Here is an 18,177-nt window from a genome sequence, read left to right on the forward strand (position 1 = left end):
CCGCCTTCACGGCGGCGGCCGTGCTGCCATGCGTCCGCCCGCCGTGGCCGGGGCGGTGCCGCGGCGGGACGGGACCCGAGGGCTGTCCGCGCACGGCGGCCGGATGTGACGTGGTGGCCCGGCGGGGGAGGCAGCGGTGATGGGGACGGGGCGTGCGGGGGATGCGCTGCTTGCCGGGGTCGTCGCCGGCACGCTGGCCGGGATGCTGCTGGCCGGGCGCCGGGTCCGGCGGGGGCGGGGGATCGTCGTGGCCGCGGTCGTGGCGTGCGTCGCGGCCGCGGGCGTCTTCGTACCGCTGCCGCGGCTCGGCCCGCACCAACAGGTCGTCGCGGCTCGGCCCGCGGACCCGCCGGAGACCGACCCGCTGTCCCGGCTGCCGCGGTGGAACAGCTCGCCCGCGGCCCCGGTCCTGCACGCGCGATTCGCCGGGCCGCCGGGGCAGGCGGGCCGGTTGTGGCCGCTGCTCGCGTACGACGGCTACCGGGCCGACAGCGGCTGGCAGGCGTCCCCCGCCCTGACCGCGCTCCCGGCGGCAGGCGGCGGCACCCGGGTGGAGGTCGTGCTGGCGCACCCCGAGCGGCTGGTGCCGCACCCCTTCGGCGTACGGACCGCGCACCCCGCGGGCACCCGCTACGACCCGCGCTCGGAGGCGCTGCGCACGTCGGGCGCCCGTACGGCGTACTCGCTGGTGGTGGACACCGCGCCCCGGGCACCCGGCGGCCGGCCGCTGGCCGCCGAGCCGAGCACCGGCTGTGCGGGGCCGGAACTGCGCTCGCTGCTCGGGAGGGTGCACAGGAACGCACCGCTCGCCGACCAACTGGCGGAACTTCAGCAGGTGGTGGCCGGGACGGGCAGCGCGGACCCGGCAGGACCGGCCGAGGACGGCTGCGCCGGGGTGACGGCGGCGCTGCGCGAGGGCCACGGCACCAGCGACCAGTACGCCACCGCCTTCGCCCTCGCCGCGCGGATGCTCGGTGCGTCCAGCCGGGTCGTGGCGGGCTTCGCGCCCCAGCGGGAAGTCTCGGTGGACGGCGGCCTCGACGTGCTGGGCGGCGACGCGGTGGCCTGGCCGCAAATCGCCTGCGAAGGCGGCGTCTGGGTGGACTACTGGCCGCTGCCCGGCCGTACGGTCTCCGGCGGCGTGCTCGCTTCCCCCGGCCCCGCGGCCACGACGGAGGCGGCGCGCCCCCCCGCGCACCGCGGCACCGCGGGGTCCGGCCGGGCGGTCTGGCCGCTGGCGCTGGCCGCGGGCGCCGTGCTGCTGCTGTCCGCGGTCGCCTCGGGCCTCGTCGTCCTGCGCGACCGGCGGGCCGATCGGATCGCCGAGCGGCGGGCGGCGGCGGCGCGATGGGCGGCGCTGGACCCGCGGCAGCGGATCCTGGTCCTGTGGCAGCGCTCGCTGCGGGACGGCGGGGTGGCCGCCTCGCGGTCGACCACCGCACGCGACGTCGCCGCGGCCACGGACCTGCCGCCGCTGCGGGAGCTGGCGCTTCTGGTGGACCGTACGCTCTACGTCCCCGCCGCGGAGGCGGGGACGGAAGAGGCCGAGCGGGCGGCGCGGTTGGCGGCGGCCGTCCGTGCCGGTCCCGGCCCCGGGGACGAGTCCGGGGCCGGGAGGGGCCGTGCCGGGCGTGGGCCGCTCAGCAGGCGCCGGCCTCCATGTTGACGGTGACGTCGTCGAGCTTCTGGCTCCCCGACGGGATGGTGATCGGCCGGGACGGCTGCCACTGTGCGGCCTTCTTCGCCCCGCTCGGCGACAGCCAGTAGGTGAGGATCTCGGCCGGGCCGAAGTCGTGGCACGTGCCGTAGATCTGGAGGTCCTTGGTCCAGGTGGTGGCGCCGACCTCGCGCGCGTGCGCGGCGTCGATGGGGTAGGCGGCGAACATCGGGCGGTCGGCCAGCGGGGTGCCCTTGCCGTCGGACAGGATCCTGACGACCACCCACAGCTGCCCCTGCGAATCGTCGTCGGGATACGCCTGGACCCTGAGCGTGATCACCGGATACGGCGATTTGAGCTTCGCACCGGTGCAGGGACTGACGAAGGCGGCGGTGAAACCGTGGGCCTTCTTGGGCGTGGCACACGGAGCGTCGCCCACCGGCGGCTCGGACGTCTCCTGCGGGGTCGTCGTCACGGGCCCGGGGGCTGTGGTGACCACCGAGCCGCCTGACGAGGTCGAACTCCCGCCCGAGCCGCCGTCGCGGGTCACGAACGCGCTGATCAGGCCGATGAGCGCGACGACCACCAGGCCGGCCGCGCCGATCACCGCGATCTGGATCCTGGTCCTCGGTGTCTCGACCTCGACCGTGCCGGTGCCGTCGGCGACCGGGGGAGTGGTGCCGGCCGCCGCCTCGTCAGCGGGCGTCGGCTCGTTGTCTTCTGGCATGCGGGATCGTCCTTTCGGCTGCGGGATCTGCCGGGTGGCGCGGGGAGGCCGCGCCGGGGTCAGGGACCGGTCGGCGTCGGCGTGGTGGGAGGCGGCGTGGTGGGCGACGCGGTCGTGGGGGACGGTGTGCTGGGCGGCGGCGTGGTCGACGGGGAGCCGGTGGGCGGCGGGGTCGTCGGCTCGGGGCTCGGGCTCGTCGTCGGCGAAGGGCTTGTCGTGGGCGAACCCGTCGTGGGCGAAGGGCCGGTGTCGCAGGAACCGTGCCGTTCGACGGTCACCTCGTCCATCAACTCGCTGCCCGCGGGCATGCGCCCGATCGGGACGGCCGGCTTCCAGGTGCGGGCCGCCTCCTCGACGCCGGAGTCGGTCAGGAAGTAGATGCTCAGCGTCGTCCTGCCGCGGTCGTGCGTACACGGTGTGCCGACCTGGGCTTTACCCGTCCAGGTGTTCTTCTCCTTGCTCAGGTTCGAGCCCGGCGAGACACCGTCGGGGAACATACCGAAGACGGGCCGCTCTTTGATCGTCCCGTTCTTGTCGGTGAGTACGGTCTGCACGACCGTGAATCCCCCGTGGCCGGCCGCCGGATAACCCGATACGTGAATGACGAGCGTCGGGTAGGTGTCCGTCGCGGAGTTCTCGCACGGGAAAGTGAAGTGGACGTCGAAGCCGTGGACTTCTCTCGGCGAGCCGCACCCTGCCGGTGCGGGCGGGCCGGTGCCCGCCCCAGGGCCGGCCGTGCCGCGGGGCTTGCCTGCGGTGCCCGAGGGGCCCGGCGAACCGGCTGACCCGGGAGGCCCGTCGCCGCCCGACCCCGGCGGACCCGAGGCCGATGGATCCGAGGTCGGCGGGCCTGTCGTGGGGTTGCCAGGCGCCGCCGCGTCAGTCGACCGCGGCGGTGTGGCCGTGCTGGGCGGCGGCCCCGAGTGCGGGGTCGAGGACTGCGGCCAGGAGCTTCTGACGAGCCGCACCTGGTCGGCGTCCACGGTGGTGCGATGCATCTGCGTGCCCAGTTCGAGCGCGAGGCCCGCGGCGATGCAGGTGAGTGTGCAGGCGATGACGACTAATCGGGAGTCGCGTAATCCCCCCATGCCGATTTCCCCCCGGGAGGCCAAAGGCCCGGTGGCGCGGGCCTTGCCGAAAGTGTATCGGCGGCCCCGCCGGGTGACAGCGTTTCCGAATATCCGCGGAGTTTTCCGGAAACGGCCGTTGCCAAGGGGGCGTATTCGCATTACTGCGCTCCGGGGGACCGAGTCCCCACCGCCCGAGCCCAAGGGGCGAAGGGGGGACTGCGCGGGCGGCCCGTGTCGGGATGTACGTCGTCACCGGCCGGGAGGGGCTGTTCGGTCCGTGCCGGACCACCGGCCGGTGGGTGGTCGAGTGCGCGGCCGCCCGCCAGGCCCTATGCGGCAGCCCTCGCGGGAGCCGGCGGCGTCGCGGTGTCGTGGAGGAGGGTGGCCGTGGCGCGCCGCGCCGAGTGGAGGGCGCCCTGGAGGGTGCTGGTGGAGCGGTGGGAGCCGCAGACGTAGAGGCCGTGCAGGACGCGGACCGGCCGGCGCAGGTCGTGCGGCGCGGGCATCGCGGCGACGGCCTCGGGGTCGGTGTGGATCCCGAGCAGCTCCCACTCGTCGGTGCAGGTGCTGTACAGCTCCGCCAGATGCGCCCGCACCGACTTGTCGGAGTCCCCGTCGGGCGGCGGCCCCAGCACCACGGAGGTGATGAGCGGCCGCCCGCCGGGCGCCCTGGTGGGGTCGACGGCGCCGGTCGGCATCGTGTGGGACACGGGCCCGAGCCGGTCGGCGTCCAGCACCAGCACCGGTTCGCGCAGCGGCGCGACCGGCGCGGTGTGGTGGAAGACGGTGACCTGGTGGAAGGACGGCACCCGCAGGCCCGGCAGCAGCTCGGCCGCGGCCCGCGCCCCGGTCGCCACCAGGACCGCCCGGCAGGGCAGTTCGGTGCCGTCGGCGATCCTGACGCTGCTGACCGCGACCCGCGCCACGGGGGTACCGAGGCGTACCGTGCCGGGCGGAAGGGCCGCGGCGAGCCTTTCCGGCAGCCCGGCCGCACCACCGGCCGGCAGGCAGGTGCGCCCGCGGACGAAGCCGCGCAGCACCAGGTCGGCGGCCCGGCTGGAGGTCTGGAGTTCCGGGTCGCAGAGCAGCGCGGCCAGCAGCGGCCGAAGGAAGCCGTCGACGGTGCGCGGCGCGAACCCGCGGCCGTTCAGCGCCCGCGCGGCGGTCGTCTCAGGGCGGGCGGCGAGCCGCCCGTCGGGGGTGCCGGCGAGCCGGTTGAGGGTGGCGGTGAGCCGCGCCCGGTCGAGCGCGGAGCCGAAGGCCGCGCGCGCCCCCCGCTGGTCGCCGACCCGGTAGCCGCGGCCCCCGGCGCGTACCAGCGCCCCGGGTGCGAGCGGCGCGAGCGGCAGCCCGCGCAGCCCCGGCGTGCGGTGCAGTTCGGGGTAGGAGGTGTTGAGCAGTTGCGGCCTGCGGTCCAGCCGGAAGCCGGCGACCTCGTCGGTGGCCATCCGGCCGCCGACGCGTTCCGCCGCCTCCAGGACGGTGACCGTCAGTCCGGCGTCGAGCAGGTGGTGCGCGGCCGCCAGTCCGGCGGTCCCGGCTCCGATCACGATGACGTCCACAGGTGCCGTGGTCCCACGGCGTGCTGAAAGCACGATTTCCCTCCCCGAGGTCGGGTCGACTCCCCGCTCGTGCCGGCGACGGCGCGGTCCGCTCGAAGCGCGTGGCGCAGAACGCCGGTAAGGGTTCATGCCCTCGTCAAAGGCAACTGATGCGGGCGCAACCGCCCGGATCCGGCCTTATCCGGAACGCAACGCCGCACCGATCGCCTGGTCGATCTCCGGGAAGGCGTAGGCGAAGCCGGACTCCAGCAGCCGGGTGGGCCGTACCCGCTGGCTGCCCAGCACGTCGCCGGCGAACTCGCCGAGGGCCAGGCGCAGCGCGGGCGCGGGCACGGTGGCGAGCGTCGGCCGGCGCAGGACCCGGCCCATGGCGGCGGTGACCTCGCGGTTGGGCAGCGGCTGCGGGGCGGTCAGGTTGACCGGCCCCGACAGTGCGGGGGTGTCGAGGATGTGCCGCATCGCGGCGATCTCGTCGTGCAGGGAGATGAAGCTCCAGAACTGGCTGCCGCTGCCGAGCCGGCCGCCGAGGCCCGCCTTGAACAGCGGGAAGAGCCGGCCCCACGCGCCGCCGTGCCGCGCGACGACCAGTCCTGTGCGGGCGAACGCGGTGCGGATGCCGGCCGACGTGGCCGGTTCCGCCGCGGCCTCCCAGTCCTGGACCAGCTCCGCGAGGAATCCGGTGCCCGGCCCGCTGTCCTCGTCCACCCAGCTGTCGCCGGTGTCGCCGTAGTAGCCGATCGCGCTGCCGCACAGCAGCACGCCGGGCGGCGTGTCCAGTGCAGCGACGGCGGCGGCGATCGTGGCGGTGCCCAGCACCCGGCTGTCGTACAGGACCTTCTTGCGCTCGTCGGTCCAGCGGCGGTCCCCGACGCCGGCGCCGGCCAGGTGGACGACGGCCTGGCACCCGGCCAGCGCGTCCGGGTCGAGCGCTTTGCGCGCCGGGTCCCAGACCACCTCGTCGGGGGTCTCGGGCGGCCGCCGTACGAGGCGGACGATCTCGTGGCCGTCGGAGGCCAGGGCGGTGGTCAGCGCTGACCCGATCAGGCCGGAAGCGCCGGTGACGGCAATTCGCATGCGGTCATCCTCCCTCCCGGGGCGCCGGGGGGCCGTGTCCTGCGCCGTGCGGGCGCGCCTTTTCCGCGGGCGCGCACCGCCGTGCGGGAACGGTCAGGTGAAGCGGGACCAGAGCTGGGGGAAGCGCGCCGCCATCGCGCCCTCGTCGTCGAAGTCGAGCGGGTCGCCCTCGGGCCGGTCCTGCTGGGGGAGTCCGAGGTCGGGCAGCCGGACGGCGGTCAGCTGCTCGTACGCCTCGTCCGCGGCGTAGCCGAGATCCTCCGCGTCCCCGTCGGTCTCCGCGTCGAAGTCCGTGACGAGGAAGGCCAGATCGTCGGGGGAGTGCAGTGCGCCTTCGAAGACGTGCCTGCCCTGGCCGATGAGCCAGCAGCGGAAGTAGTCGAACGACTCGTCGTCGGCCCCGCCGAGCATGATGTCGGCGGCTCCCCACAGGTCCCATCTGAAGGCCCGGATGAAACGGGTCTCGAAGTGCCGCGCGAAGTCGATCACCGACTCGGGGTCGAGCTGGGCAAGACGCTCGACGAGCAGGTCGGCATGGTCCTCCGGATCGCCGCCTGCGGCCTCGCGGGTACTGTCGACGATCTCCCAGAACTGCGTCTCGTCCATCACCCGTACAGCTTCCCGGTTGCCGCCCGCCGGTGCACGCCCTGTCCGCCGGATGCGTCCGTGTCGTTACGCACAGGAAGCCGCACGGGGTACCGCTCAGCGCCTGCGCAACCGCAGGCGGTAACGGACGGTGCGGCGCAGCGGCCGGAAGCCGAGCGCGTTGTTCACCGCCAGCAGGTGGCGGCTGTCGTCGGGGACGCCGGTGTGGATCTCGGTGAGGTCCGGCTGCACGCCGGGCAGCCTGCGCAGCATCTCGGACTTCATCCACAGGGCGAGCCCGTGGCCGCGGTGGGCGGGGACGACCGCGGTGTCGTACTGGTGGGCCCGGCGGGCGCCGTCGCCGGGGAGCAGCACGGTGGTGTAGCCGGCGACCGCGCCGTCGTCCTCGTGCAGTGCGGCAACCGTCAGCAGCCGGTCGCCGCGGCGGGCGGCGAGCTCGGCGGTCTCCTGGACGGTGGCCGGATCCCAGCGGGTGTCGCCGTGGTCGAGGCCCGCCGCGGCGGCGGGCGGGGCCGGCAGGGCGCGCAGGGCGTCGGTGAAACCGCCGGTGAGGGTGTCGGGGACGGCGCCCTCCCATGCGGTCAGGCGGTAGCCGGGGTGCGGGACCTCGGGGAGCTTGCCGATCGGGCCCGGGATGTCGTCCAGCGCGAGGCGCTGCCAGGTGAGGCGGGTGACGGGGACGAAGTCGCGGGTGGCGAGGAAGCCCTCGCCGGGGGTGCCGGACACCGCTTCTGCGGCCAGGCTGCCGCAGCCCGCGGCGGTGGCGGCCTCGGTGACGGTGGCGAGCAGCCGGGAGCCGGTGCCGAGCCTGCGGTGGGCCGGGTGGACGGTCATCTGGATCTCGGCCGGGCCGCCGGCGGCCTTGCCGTCCTCGGCTGTCGCCGTCCCTTCCGACAGCCGCAGCACCGCTGTCGCCACCGGCTCGTCACCGGAGCCGCGCAGCAGCCACAGGACCAGCCGCCTGCGGCTGCCGGTCGTGGTCAGCCCGGCCCGCACCGCGGCCTGCGAAGGCACCGGCTCTCCGGGCCGGTCGTGCGCGAGCGCGGCGGACTGCACCCGGTACCAGGCACGGAGATCCTCGGCGGTGGGAGCCGTCAGAGGGCTGGGATTGGCAGGCATCCGGGGGAACTTAACCGGTACCTCCAGAGGCCCGCAATCCCTTTCGAGCCAGTAGGTTTGGCCGACTCCGGGGTTCCACGGGTTACTTGGGCGCCTTGCGCACCAAAAGGAAGCCGCCGTCACGGGAATCGGCACAGGCCACACCCGTGACGGCGGCGAGGGACCGGTTGGTCACCGGGGCCGCGGCGTCCTTCAGAGCCCGTAGCGCTCCGCCGCCTCCTTGACCTTGGACGTCGGGATCTCACCGCGCCTGGCGAGCGCCGCCAGTGCCTGGACGGTCAGCGACTGCGGGTCCACACCGAAGTGCCTGCGGGCCGCCTCGCGGGTGTCGGACAGGCCGAAGCCGTCGGTTCCGACGGACGTCCAGTCCTGCTCGACCCAGGGGGCGATCTGGTCGGGCACCGCCCGCATCCAGTCGCTGACGGCGACCACGGGACCCGGTGCGCCTTCCAGCGCCCGCGTCACGTACGGCGTGCGCTCCTCGCCGCGCAGCCGGGCCGCGTCGCACTCCAGCGCCTCGCGCCGCAGCTCGGTCCAGGACGGCGCGGACCACACGTCGGCGGCCACACCCCAGTCGTCGGCGAGCAGCCGCTGCGCGTCCAGTGCCCAGTGGATGGCGGTGCCGGAGGCCAGCAGCTGCGCCCGCGGGGCGCCGGGGGCGGCTTCCGCGGCCGGCCGGTAGCGGTAGAGGCCCTTGAGGATGCCCTCCTCGACACCGGCCGGCATCGCGGGCTGCACCTTCGGCTCGTTGTAGACCGTCAGGTAGTAGAAGACGTCCTCGGCCTCGGGCCCGTACATCCGCCGCAGGCCCTCGCGGACGATGACCCCGACCTCGTACGCGAACGCCGGGTCGTAGGAGATCGCCGCCGGGTTGGTGGAGGCGATCAGATGCGAGTGGCCGTCCGCGTGCTGGAGGCCCTCACCGGTCATCGTGGTACGGCCGGCGGTCGCGCCGATCACGAACCCGCGGCCCAACTGGTCGGCCAGCGCCCAGAACTGGTCGGCGGTGCGCTGGAAGCCGAACATCGAGTAGAAGATGTAGAACGGGATCATCGGCTCGCCGTGGGTGGCGTACGACGTGGCCGCGGCCGTGAAGTCGGCGAGCGAGCCGGCCTCGGTGATCCCCTCGTTGAGGATCTGGCCGTCCTTCGCCTCCTTGTAGTACAGGAGCTGGTCGCGGTCGACCGGGTCGTACGTCTGGCCCTTGGGCGAGTAGAGCCCGGCCGACGGGAAGAGCGACTCCATGCCGAAGGTGCGCGCCTCGTCCGGGACGATCGGCACCCAGCGGCGGCCGGTCTCCTTCTCCCGCATCAGGTCCTTGACCAGCCGCACGAAGGCCATGGTGGTCGCGATCTCCTGCGTGCCTGAGCCCTTCTCCAGGCTCTGGTAGGCCTTGTCGGGCGGCAGCGGCAGCGGTTTGGCGACGACCTTGCGGGCCGGGGCGGGGCCGCCGAGGGCCGCGCGCCGCTCGCGCAGGTAGCGCATCTCGGGCGAGTCCTCGCCGGGGTGCCAGTACGGGACGGTGTCCGCGTCCAGCGCGCTGTCCGGGATCGGCAGCTCGAGCAGGTCGCGCATCGTACGGAACTGCGGCCCGGTGAGCTTCTTCATCTGGTGGTTGGCGTTGCGCGACTCGAAGCCCGCGCCGAGCGTGTAGCCCTTCACCGTCTGGGCCAGCACCACCGTGGGGGCGCCCTTGTGGTCGAGGGCGGCACGGTAGGCCGCGTAGACCTTGCGCGGCTCGTGCCCGGCCCGCGAGGTCTGGAAGAGTTCGAGCAGCTTGGCGTCGGTGAGCCGGCCGCCGATCGCCCGCAGCGAGGCGTCCGCACCGAAGAAGTGCTCGCGTATGTAGGCCGCGTCGCGGGTGGCGTACGTCTGGAACTGCGCGTCGGGCACCTCGCGCAGCCTGCGGAGCAGGGCGCCGTCGGTGTCCTGCGCGAGCACCTCGTCCCAGGCCACGCCCCACAGCGCCTTGACGACGTTCCAGCCCGCGGCGCGGAACTGCGACTCCAGCTCCTGCACGATCTTGAAGTTGGGGCGGACCGGGCCGTCCAGCCGCTGGAGGTTGCAGTTGATCACGAAGGTCAGGTTGTCCAGGCCCTCGCGTCCGGCGAGCGCCAGGGCGGCCGTCGACTCGGGCTCGTCCATCTCGCCGTCGCCGAGGAAGGCCCACACGTGCGAGCCGGAGGTGTCCTTGATGCCGCGGTGCTCCAGGTAGCGGTTGAAGCGCGCCTGGTAGATCGCGGACAGCGGGCCGAGGCCCATCGACACGGTGGGGAACTCCCACAGCCACGGCAGCCGCCGCGGGTGCGGGTAGGACGGCAGGCCGTCGCCGCCGGCCTCCTGCCGGAAGCGGTCGAGCTGTCCTTCGGACACCCGGCCGTCCAGGAAGGCGCGGGCGTAGATGCCGGGGGAGGCGTGGCCCTGGAGGTACAGCTGGTCGCCGGAGCCGTCGCCTTCCTTGCCGTGGAAGAAGTGCTGGAAGCCGGTCTCGTAGAGCCAGGCCGCCGAGGCGAAGGTGGCGATGTGGCCGCCGAGGCCGAGCTTGCTGCCGCGGGTCACCATGGCCGCCGCGTTCCAGCGGTTCCAGGCGGTGATCCTGGCTTCCATCGCCTCGTCGCCCGGGTAGGCGGGCTCCGCGGCGGTCGGGATGGTGTTGATGTACTCGGTTTCGAGCAGTGAGGGCAGGCCGATGCCGTCGGCGTCGGCGCTTTCCAGCGTGCGCCGCATCAGATACGCGGCGCGGTGCGGACCGGCGGCCTTGGTGACGGCGTCCAGCGACGCGAGCCACTCAGTGGTCTCTTCCGGGTCGCGGTCCGGGATCTGATCGAGCTGACTCGGCCGGGTACGGCCAACAGCGTCAGGCATGGGGTGCCGCCTTCCGAGCGGAGGGAGGTGATGAGTGCGAGTTTTGAGTCGGCAGACAGGGCTCGCCCTCCGCATTCGACGATACGCCCGCGATCGATGATCGATCAATCCTTCTCCGGGGTCGATTCCAAACCGGCACGGGGTGCCAGCCTTCGAGGCACGCAATGCCATCGCCACTTCGCCTTCGATTCGCGCGAGACCCGCCCCCGGCAGGGGTGCGACGGAATCCCTCCGGTAGCCGTGGGTGGTGGATCAGTGACGTTCGGCGACGGCGGCGGTGCCGGGCGGCCTGTCCTGATACCGCCACTGCACCCTTGCCGCCCGCCGCCACGACCCCGGCGGCCCACCTGGACATCTGTGCCGCGACGGGCCTCCAATGCGATGCCCGGCATATGCATTGCGCGTCCGAATGTCGCACTGTTCAAAAGGAAATTACTTTCCGTGCGTAGTCATCGGGGCCGCTTGACACTCAGCGTGTCAAGCAGGCATGCTCAAACTGTTTTTTCGCGTCCGGATTCTTTCGATCGCCGACCGCTGATCTCGGCAGCGGGCAATGCGAACGCAACGGGGGACGACTGGTGCGCAACAAATCATTACGCGGTGTCGGGCGTGATCCGCGGGCCTCTCCAGGAGGCGGGGTCGACGCGGCCTTCCAGGTGCTCGTTCCCGAAGTGCTGGAGGCATTCCGGCACCGGCTTGTGGAATCCGGTAATCCGCTCGGTACCGACCGGGACTGCTGGCGGGTCTGCAAGGGACTGGCCGCCACGACGCTCACCGCGTGCGCACACGCCCTCGGCCACGCGGTCGAGTCGCCGCCGCCCGACCCCGGCGCCGACCGCACCCCCGGCCGGCTGCACGCCGTCCTGCTGGCCCGCGACATCCCGCCGCGGGCGTCGGTCCAGGCCTGGCTGCTGCTCTTCCGGGTCGCCGTCGACCGCCTCGGCGCGCTGTTCGGCGACCCGGACGGCGCCCTGCTGCTCGCCCTGCACGACGCCGTCGGCAGCCGCCTCGCCGAGGACGTCCGCGGCTACGACATGGCACTGCTCGACGCGGTCAGGGACGCCGAGGAACGCAGCCGCCGCGCCCTGGCCAGGGACGTCCACGACCGCATCGGCAGCGCCGCAAGCCTCGCGCTGCGCCAGCTGGAGCTGTTCGAACTCGAGCACGGCCTGTCGGCGGACACCGACCCGCGGCTGCGCAGCCTCCAGGACGCGGTGGTGGGCACCGTGCACACCGCGCGCGACATCGTCGGCGAGCTGCGCACCGAGACCTGCACCAGCACCCTGTCGCTGCGGCTCGCGCTGACCGGCTTCGCCGAGGCGATGGGCGTCGAGGGCACCGCCGTCGAGATCGACGTCCCCGACGCGGGCGGCCGGCTGCCGCCCGGCGTCGGCGACGACCTTTTCGTCATGCTCAGGGAGTGCATCCGCAACGCGCTCGCGCACGCCGACGCGACCCGGGTCACCGTCACGCTGCGCCTCGAGCGCGGCGAAGCGCACGCCGGGGTCCGCGACAACGGGTCCGGCTTCGCGCCGGGCGCGCGGCGCGGGGCGGGCCTGGCGTCGCTGGCCGAGCGGGTCGAACTCCTCGGCGGGCGGCTGGCCGTCGCCGGCGTCCCCGGGCGGGGTACGGCCATCGAGCTGTCCATCCCGATCGAGGAGGACGAACGTGCAGACCAGGGAGGGCAGGCCGTCCGCCACGGCTGAGCCGATCCGGATCATCGCCGTGGACGACCACTCGCTGCTGCGCGGCGCGCTGTGCCAGCTGATCGACTCGGAACGGGACCTGCAGGTCGTCGCCGACGTGGGGACCTCGGAACGGCTGGCGGACCTCGTGGAGCACACCCGCGCCCAAGTGGTCCTGATGGACGTCGAGATGCCCGGCCACCACGCGCCCACCGTCGTGGCGGAACTCGTCGCGCGCTTCCCCGACCTCCACGTGCTCATGCTCACCATGCACAACGACCCCCGCCTCGTGTACGAACTGCTCGCCCGCGGGGCCCGCGGCTACCTGCACAAGAGCGCCCCCCGCGAATCCCTTCTGCTGGCGATCCGGGCCGCGAGGGCCCGCGAACCCCAGCTGACCATCGCCGTGCCCCGCGGCGGGGTGGGCGGGCAGGAGCCGCAGGGCGGTGGCCAGCCGGTGCTGTCGGCCAGGGAGCGGGAAGTACTGACGCTCACCGCCGCCGCACTCAGCAACCGGCAGATCGCCGCCCGGCTGAAGATCACGGAAGGAACTGTCAAACGACACCTGCGCAACATATTCGGAAAACTCGGGGCCGTCTCGCGTATCGACGCTGTAAACAAAGCAGTGGATGCTCACTTCATACAACGTCCGCAGACACCGGGTCCGCGACCGCTTCAATAATGTAGCCGAAAATAAAGCGCGGCTGTCAATTACCTCTTTCGAAGGATCCCGCTACGTCCAGAAGAGCATGTTCACAGGCCCGCCGCTTGCCGTAGGTTCACCGTGAGCCCGCCCGGCCGATCCACGACCTGAACGGGGACCGCGATGACCCGCAACTTCACCCCGCTGCCCGGTGCCGGCACCGGAGTCGGCATTCGCATCCTGGGCCCGGTGGAGGCGTACGGCAACGGCGCCGCGCACCGCCCGCGCGGCCCCAAGGTGCGCAAGCTGCTCGCACTGCTCGCCGTCCGCGCGCACGACGTCGTCGACGTCGACACGGTCGTCGAGGAGCTGTGGGACGGCGCCGCCCCCGCGAGCGCGGTGAGCACCGTGCGCACCCACGTCTACCACCTGCGCCAGGAGCTGGCGCAGGAGCTGGGCGTGCCCGACGTGCACTGCGTGATCAGCACCGAGGGGACGGGCTACTCGCTGCGGACGGCCCCCGGCATGCTGGACGTCGAGGAGTTCACCCGCCTCTACGGCCAGGGCAGGAGCGCCCTGCACGACGGGAAGTACGACATGGCGCTCGACCGGCTGGACGCGGCGCTGGCCCTGTGGCGCGGCCGCACCCTCGCCGACGTCGCACGCGGCCGGGTGCTGGCCGCGCACGCCACCCGGATCGAGGAACTCCAGTCCCGCGCCAACGAGTTGCGGATCGAGGCCGCGATGCGGCTCGGACGGCACCGGGAGCTCGTCCCCGAGCTGCACCGGCTGATCGCCATCGACCCGCTCAACGAATGGCTGCACGCCCGGCTCATCGACGCCCTGCACCGCTGCGGGCGGCGCGGCGCGGCCCTGAGCGCCTTCCACCAGGTGCGCAGCGTGCTCGCGGAGGAACTGGGCCTAGAACCGTGCGAGGACCTGCTGCGCCTCCAGCGGCACATCCTGTCCGGGGCCGCCGCGTCCTGAGGGGTGCGCGGGAGCAGGAGCGCGGGGTCGGCTCGGGGTCGCCGGCGCGTGGCCGGGGGAAGGTGCGCCGGTCGGCTCAGGCCGAGTTGCGGGTGGGCCGGATCCGGCCCGAGACGTCCTCCTGGGCGATCCGGCGCAGGGCCGACATCGCCGCGTCCCCCAGCACGGTGCCCAGCACCGCGCCCTCCACCTTGCCGTCGGCGTTCGGCACATCGTCCAGCACGGCGAGCTCCGCGACGGCGAGTTCGCCCGCGCTGTCCGCGTACCGGTCGAGCAGCGCCAGCAGGTCCTCCCGGTCCAGATCCCGGTAGGTCACCACGATCTGCACCAGCGCCCGCCAGCCGGGGTTCTCCGGCTTGACCGCCCAGCCGTGCCGCTGGACCAGCTCGGCGACCTCGCGCTCGGCCCGCTCCCAGCGCCCGTCGTCGGCCTCCCGGTCCGCCGCGGGACGGGTGATGGCCGACTGGGCCACCCCGAGCACCCCGTGGATCGTCGTGAACGGCGAGTCGACCTTCGCCAGCACCTCGCGGGCCGCCGCCACCGACAGACCGCCGACCTCGAGCATCGCCCGGATCAGCTTGAGCCTGCGCACGTGCGTCTCGGAGTACGACACCTGGTTCGGGCTGGTCCGCTGGCCCGCCGGGAGCAGGCCTTCGCGCGAATAGAACTTGATCGTCGGAACCGGAACCCCGGTACGCCGCGACAGGTCGCCGATACGCATTCCACCAGCCTACTGCGCCGACCGGACCCCGGCCCAGAGCCTCGGACCCGGCCGCCCCCGCCCCGCCGCCTGGCCGGCCGCGAACGCTTCCACACCGCTTCCATCACCGCTGCACACGCGTGACATCGGGCTTCCAACGGCCGCTGCCAGGCTGAAACGGCAGCCCGCTGCGTGCACCCGGCCGCAGGACACAGGGGTACGCAGCCCCAGCCCAGCCGAAGGACGAGGTATGACCACACCCGTGGACCGGCAAGCCCCCGCGGTGCCCGTCGAGCTCGACTACGGCCGCACCGTCGACCGATCCCTGGTCCACCGGGACGCGGTCTCCGAGGTCTTCGTCACCGATGTCCGCCCGGTCGCCGACCGCCTGGTCAGCGCGGCGGTCCAACTGCCGCTCAACCACGGCTACTACAACGACCACGTGCAGCGGCCCGCCGCCCATGACGCGTTGCTGCTGCTGGAGGCCGGCCGGCAGGCCGCCATCGCCGGGTCGCACGTCCACATCGGACTGTCCCCCGGCACGCTGATGATCGTCGACACCTTCCGGCTGGAACTGCCGGGCTTCCGGCACCTGCTGATCGGCGCCGGCCCCGGCCGGCTGCGTATCGACACCGACTACATCGGCGAGCCCACCCGGCGGGGCCGCTACCGCAAGGGGAAGGTCGTCCAGCGGTTCCTGATCGACGGCACCGCCGAGGTCGGTGAGCACGAGATGGACGTGCTCTTCCTCAACGCCCACGAGCACGAGGTGCTGCGCCGCGCCCAGCGCGGCGGCCCCGCGCCGCTGACGTCGGACCGCCGGGACCGGGAGGAGGCGTCCGGCGGCCCGCCGCGGGTCGCGCCAGGACTCGTCGGCCGGGCCCTCCCGGTCAACGTCACCCTGTCCGACCCGCGCACCGGCGCCCGGGGGCTCTCCGCGGCCGTCACCCCCCGGTTCGACAACCGGTCGCTGTTCGACCACGTGTACGACCACCTGCCCGCCATGACGCTGGTCGAGGCGGCCCGGCAGATCGCCCTGCTCGCCACCGGCGCCCCGCTGACGACCTACGCCACCGGATTCACCGCCGCTTTCAGCCGGTTCGCCGAACTCGACGCCCCGCTGCGCGCGGAGGCGCCGGCGGCCGAGCACCGCGCGGGACCCGGCGAGTTACCGGTGCGCTTCGTGCAGGACGGCGCCGAGATCGCCCGTATCACCGTCACCACGACCGGGGGAGCCCCGTGAGCCCGACGACCACCGCACACCTTGCCGTATGGTCCGACTTCGGGGGCGTCATGACCCCGCCGATCGCTCACACCATGGGCACCTTCTGCGCCCGGCAGGGCATCGACCCTGGAGTGCTGCACCAGGCACTCGGCACGGTCACCGCCCGCTACGGCACCCGCGACACCATGGAGCCCATCGACACCCCGCTGGTCAGCGAGGAGGCATGGCTCGCCGAGGTCTCCGAGGTGCTGGACAAGGAGCACGGGGTGGCCGGGGTCCGGCTGACCACCCTCGCCGACGCGTGGTTCGACGGCCGGGAGACCAGCCACGCCTGGGCCGACCGGCTGGCCACCGCCCGCGCCCGCGGCGCGTTCGTCGGGATGCTGTCCAACATGGTCCCGACCTGGGACGCGTACTGGCGGCGCATGGTCGACGTCCCCGCGCTGTTCGACGACGTCGTGCTGTCCTTCGAGGTCGGCGCCCGCAAACCGTCCCCGGAGATCTTCGCCCTGGCCGCCGAGCGGGCCGGGGTGCCCGCAGGACGCTGCGTGCTGGTGGACGACCTGGAACACAACTGCGCGGGGGCGGTGGCGGCCGGCTGGCAGGCCGTGCACTTCACCGGCACAGCGGACGCCGCCCGACGCCTGACCGCACTGCTCGACGCCGCCGGGGCGCCCGCACCCGCACCAGGACCCGTCACCCGGGGAGCCGACCGACAAGGAGCCGACCGATGAGCCGTTCCGTGCTCGTGACCGGCGGGAACCGGGGCATCGGCCTCGCGACCGCGCGGCTGCTCGCAGAACAGGGCGACAAGGTCGCCGTCACCTACCGCACCGGGGAACCGCCCGAGGGGCTGTTCGGGGTGCGCTGCGACGTCACCGACCCCGAGTCCGTGCGGCGCGCCGTCGACGAGGCGCGTATCCAGCACGGACCGATCCAGGTGCTGGTCTCCAATGCCGGGATCACCCTCGACAACCTGCTGCTCGGGATGCCCGACGACGACTTCCGCACGGTCCTCGAGACCAATCTGCTGTCCGCGGTGACGGTCGCCCGCGAGGTCCTGCCCGACATGGTCAAGGCCCGCTGGGGCCGGGTGGTGCTCATGTCGTCGATGAGCGCGATGGCAGGCGCCCCCGGGCAGACCAACTACGCCGCCTCCAAGGCCGGCCTCATCGGGTTCGGCCGCTCGCTGGCCCGCGAGGTGGGGCGCCGCAAGATCACGGTGAACATCGTCTCGCCCGGCCTGATCGAGACCGACATGGTCAGGGACGTCACCGACGAGCGGCGCGAGCACGTGCTGTCCCAGACCTCGCTCTTCCGCCCTGGCACCGCCGAGGAGGTGGCCGCCGCCGTCCGGTTCCTGGTGAGCGAGGAGGCCTCGTACGTCACCGCGGCGATCCTCCCGGTCACCGGCGGGCTCGGCGTCGGCCACTGAACCGGCCGGCCGGGCCGCACGATCCGCTCGTCCTGCTCGTCCTGCTCGTCCGCAACGGAAGGAAGCACATGTCCAACGACACCGTGCTGGGGATCGCCCAGCAGATGGGCAAGGTCTTCAACGACCTTGACGAGAAGGTCGCCTACGAACTCGTCGCCGACGACTTCGTCGACCACGAGGCGCCGCCCGGGACCCCCGGCGGCCCCGGCGGCTACCTCGGCACCGCCCGCTGGATGAACTCGGTGTTCACCGAGGCCGCCTGGGACCACATCGACTCCTTCGCCGACGGCGACAAGGCCGTCATCCGGGTGCGGTTCACCGGCATCCACACCGGCGACTTCCTCGGCTTCGAGGGCAAGGGCAACAAGGTGGACGTCGAGCACATCCACATCTACCGGGTCGGCGACGACGGTCTCGTGCACGAGCACTGGGCCTGCCGCCAGGACCTGTTCCTGCTCGCGCAGATCGGTGCGGTGCAGCTCCGGCTGCCGCCCGCAGGCAGCCAGGCCTGACCCGGCCGCAGACCCGCGGGGCCGCCCCCGCGAAGGAGCCGCCGACCCACCCCGGGGCCGGCGGCTCCGCCACGTCCGCCCCCACCGGTTCCGGCGGGTGGCGGTGGTGCCGACGGGCCGCGTCGGCGCCGCGGTCGTACGTGGGGCCGCGGTGCGTGGCCCACGGGCCACCCACCGGTTCCGGCGGGCGGCGGTGGTGCCGACGGGCCGCGTCGGCGCCGCGGTCGTACGTGGGGCCGCGGTGCGTGGCCCACGGGCCGCGCCCGGCACCGGGGCGGCCCCTGCGCGGCCGCACCCGAACCCACGCGGA

Annotated in this window: 16 protein-coding genes; 8 read left to right on the plus strand and 8 right to left on the minus strand. The window is 73.5% G+C overall.

Going from position 1 to position 18,177, the window contains the following annotated elements; genetic code table 11:
• Positions 1–139 precede the first annotated feature (139 nt).
• Positions 140–1,666 carry a transglutaminase-like domain-containing protein gene (locus ACGFMP_RS08405; RefSeq protein WP_393671110.1) on the plus strand — a complete coding sequence of 509 codons (1,527 nt, stop codon included), beginning with the start codon at positions 140–142 and terminating at the stop codon, positions 1,664–1,666.
• Here the strand turns inward: ACGFMP_RS08405 and ACGFMP_RS08410 are convergent.
• The 7 genes from ACGFMP_RS08410 to aceE all read right to left on the minus strand — a co-directional run bounded on the left by ACGFMP_RS08410 (position 1,641) and on the right by aceE (position 10,680).
• The gene (locus tag ACGFMP_RS08410; RefSeq protein WP_393671112.1) at positions 1,641–2,384 is read right to left on the minus strand and encodes a hypothetical protein; all 744 of its coding nucleotides are present in this window, start codon (positions 2,382–2,384) and stop codon (positions 1,641–1,643) included. The two genes, ACGFMP_RS08405 and ACGFMP_RS08410, sit on opposite strands and share 26 nt — an antisense overlap.
• A gap of 59 nt (positions 2,385–2,443) precedes the next feature.
• A complete protein-coding gene (locus ACGFMP_RS08415) occupies positions 2,444–2,938 on the minus strand; it encodes a hypothetical protein (RefSeq protein ID WP_393671114.1) in 495 nt (164 codons plus the stop codon).
• Between the two features lie 845 nt (positions 2,939–3,783).
• Positions 3,784–5,016 carry an NAD(P)/FAD-dependent oxidoreductase gene (locus ACGFMP_RS08420; RefSeq protein WP_393671115.1) on the minus strand — a complete coding sequence of 411 codons (1,233 nt, stop codon included), beginning with the start codon at positions 5,014–5,016 and terminating at the stop codon, positions 3,784–3,786.
• A gap of 177 nt (positions 5,017–5,193) precedes the next feature.
• A complete protein-coding gene (locus ACGFMP_RS08425) occupies positions 5,194–6,090 on the minus strand; it encodes a TIGR01777 family oxidoreductase (RefSeq protein ID WP_393671117.1) in 897 nt (298 codons plus the stop codon).
• Positions 6,091–6,183: 93 nt separating this feature from the next.
• Positions 6,184–6,696, minus strand: coding sequence for a DUF4240 domain-containing protein (locus ACGFMP_RS08430; RefSeq protein ID WP_393671118.1), 513 nt, complete (start codon positions 6,694–6,696; stop codon positions 6,184–6,186).
• 96 nt (positions 6,697–6,792) lie between these two features.
• Entirely contained in the window at positions 6,793–7,815 is a 1,023-nt protein-coding gene (locus tag ACGFMP_RS08435) for a GNAT family N-acetyltransferase (protein WP_393671119.1), read from the minus strand.
• A gap of 192 nt (positions 7,816–8,007) precedes the next feature.
• Positions 8,008–10,680 (minus strand): pyruvate dehydrogenase (acetyl-transferring), homodimeric type, encoded by a 2,673-nt coding sequence (aceE, locus tag ACGFMP_RS08440; RefSeq protein WP_393671120.1) that lies wholly within the window; start codon positions 10,678–10,680, stop codon positions 8,008–8,010.
• A 578-nt stretch (positions 10,681–11,258) separates the two neighbouring features.
• Between aceE and ACGFMP_RS08445 the strand changes: the two genes are divergently transcribed.
• From ACGFMP_RS08445 to ACGFMP_RS08455, 3 genes are all read left to right on the plus strand, one after another.
• Positions 11,259–12,386 carry a sensor histidine kinase gene (locus ACGFMP_RS08445; RefSeq protein ID WP_393671121.1) on the plus strand — a complete coding sequence of 376 codons (1,128 nt, stop codon included), beginning with the start codon at positions 11,259–11,261 and terminating at the stop codon, positions 12,384–12,386.
• Positions 12,349–13,047, plus strand: coding sequence for a response regulator (locus tag ACGFMP_RS08450; protein WP_393671123.1), 699 nt, complete (start codon positions 12,349–12,351; stop codon positions 13,045–13,047). The genes ACGFMP_RS08445 and ACGFMP_RS08450 overlap by 38 nt, the downstream gene beginning before the upstream one ends.
• A gap of 144 nt (positions 13,048–13,191) precedes the next feature.
• Positions 13,192–13,995, plus strand: coding sequence for a BTAD domain-containing putative transcriptional regulator (locus ACGFMP_RS08455; RefSeq protein ID WP_393671124.1), 804 nt, complete (start codon positions 13,192–13,194; stop codon positions 13,993–13,995).
• A gap of 76 nt (positions 13,996–14,071) precedes the next feature.
• On the opposite strand, the gene ACGFMP_RS08460 is transcribed toward ACGFMP_RS08455, so the two are convergent.
• Positions 14,072–14,716 carry a MerR family transcriptional regulator gene (locus ACGFMP_RS08460; protein ID WP_393671126.1) on the minus strand — a complete coding sequence of 215 codons (645 nt, stop codon included), beginning with the start codon at positions 14,714–14,716 and terminating at the stop codon, positions 14,072–14,074.
• A 229-nt stretch (positions 14,717–14,945) separates the two neighbouring features.
• Between ACGFMP_RS08460 and ACGFMP_RS08465 the strand changes: the two genes are divergently transcribed.
• The 4 genes from ACGFMP_RS08465 (at position 14,946) to ACGFMP_RS08480 (ending at position 17,867) form a co-directional block, all read left to right on the plus strand.
• Entirely contained in the window at positions 14,946–15,938 is a 993-nt protein-coding gene (locus ACGFMP_RS08465) for an AfsA-related hotdog domain-containing protein (protein ID WP_393671127.1), read from the plus strand.
• Positions 15,935–16,654, plus strand: coding sequence for an HAD-IA family hydrolase (locus ACGFMP_RS08470; RefSeq protein ID WP_393671128.1), 720 nt, complete (start codon positions 15,935–15,937; stop codon positions 16,652–16,654). The genes ACGFMP_RS08465 and ACGFMP_RS08470 overlap by 4 nt, the downstream gene beginning before the upstream one ends.
• Entirely contained in the window at positions 16,651–17,355 is a 705-nt protein-coding gene (gene fabG / locus ACGFMP_RS08475) for a 3-oxoacyl-ACP reductase FabG (RefSeq protein ID WP_393671130.1), read from the plus strand. The genes ACGFMP_RS08470 and fabG overlap by 4 nt, the downstream gene beginning before the upstream one ends.
• A gap of 68 nt (positions 17,356–17,423) precedes the next feature.
• On the plus strand, positions 17,424–17,867 hold the full coding sequence (locus ACGFMP_RS08480) for an ester cyclase (RefSeq protein ID WP_393671131.1): 444 nt from the start codon (positions 17,424–17,426) through the stop codon (positions 17,865–17,867).
• Positions 17,868–18,177: the final 310 nt, after the last annotated feature.

This window comes from Streptomyces sp. NPDC049040, assembly GCF_043197715.1.
In the GTDB taxonomy this organism is placed as follows: domain Bacteria; phylum Actinomycetota; class Actinomycetes; order Streptomycetales; family Streptomycetaceae; genus Actinacidiphila.

Coding starts and splice junctions, on each gene's coding strand:
- ACGFMP_RS08405 (WP_393671110.1), top strand. CDS start 140: ATGGGGACGGGGCGTGCGGGGGATGCGCTGCTTGCCGGGGTCGTCGCC.
- ACGFMP_RS08410 (WP_393671112.1), bottom strand. CDS start 2,384: ATGCCAGAAGACAACGAGCCGACGCCCGCTGACGAGGCGGCGGCCGGC.
- ACGFMP_RS08425 (WP_393671117.1), bottom strand. CDS start 6,090: ATGCGAATTGCCGTCACCGGCGCTTCCGGCCTGATCGGGTCAGCGCTG.
- ACGFMP_RS08430 (WP_393671118.1), bottom strand. CDS start 6,696: ATGGACGAGACGCAGTTCTGGGAGATCGTCGACAGTACCCGCGAGGCC.
- ACGFMP_RS08435 (WP_393671119.1), bottom strand. CDS start 7,815: ATGCCTGCCAATCCCAGCCCTCTGACGGCTCCCACCGCCGAGGATCTC.
- aceE (WP_393671120.1), bottom strand. CDS start 10,680: ATGCCTGACGCTGTTGGCCGTACCCGGCCGAGTCAGCTCGATCAGATC.
- ACGFMP_RS08455 (WP_393671124.1), top strand. CDS start 13,192: ATGACCCGCAACTTCACCCCGCTGCCCGGTGCCGGCACCGGAGTCGGC.
- ACGFMP_RS08460 (WP_393671126.1), bottom strand. CDS start 14,716: ATGCGTATCGGCGACCTGTCGCGGCGTACCGGGGTTCCGGTTCCGACG.
- ACGFMP_RS08465 (WP_393671127.1), top strand. CDS start 14,946: ATGACCACACCCGTGGACCGGCAAGCCCCCGCGGTGCCCGTCGAGCTC.
- fabG (WP_393671130.1), top strand. CDS start 16,651: ATGAGCCGTTCCGTGCTCGTGACCGGCGGGAACCGGGGCATCGGCCTC.
- ACGFMP_RS08480 (WP_393671131.1), top strand. CDS start 17,424: ATGTCCAACGACACCGTGCTGGGGATCGCCCAGCAGATGGGCAAGGTC.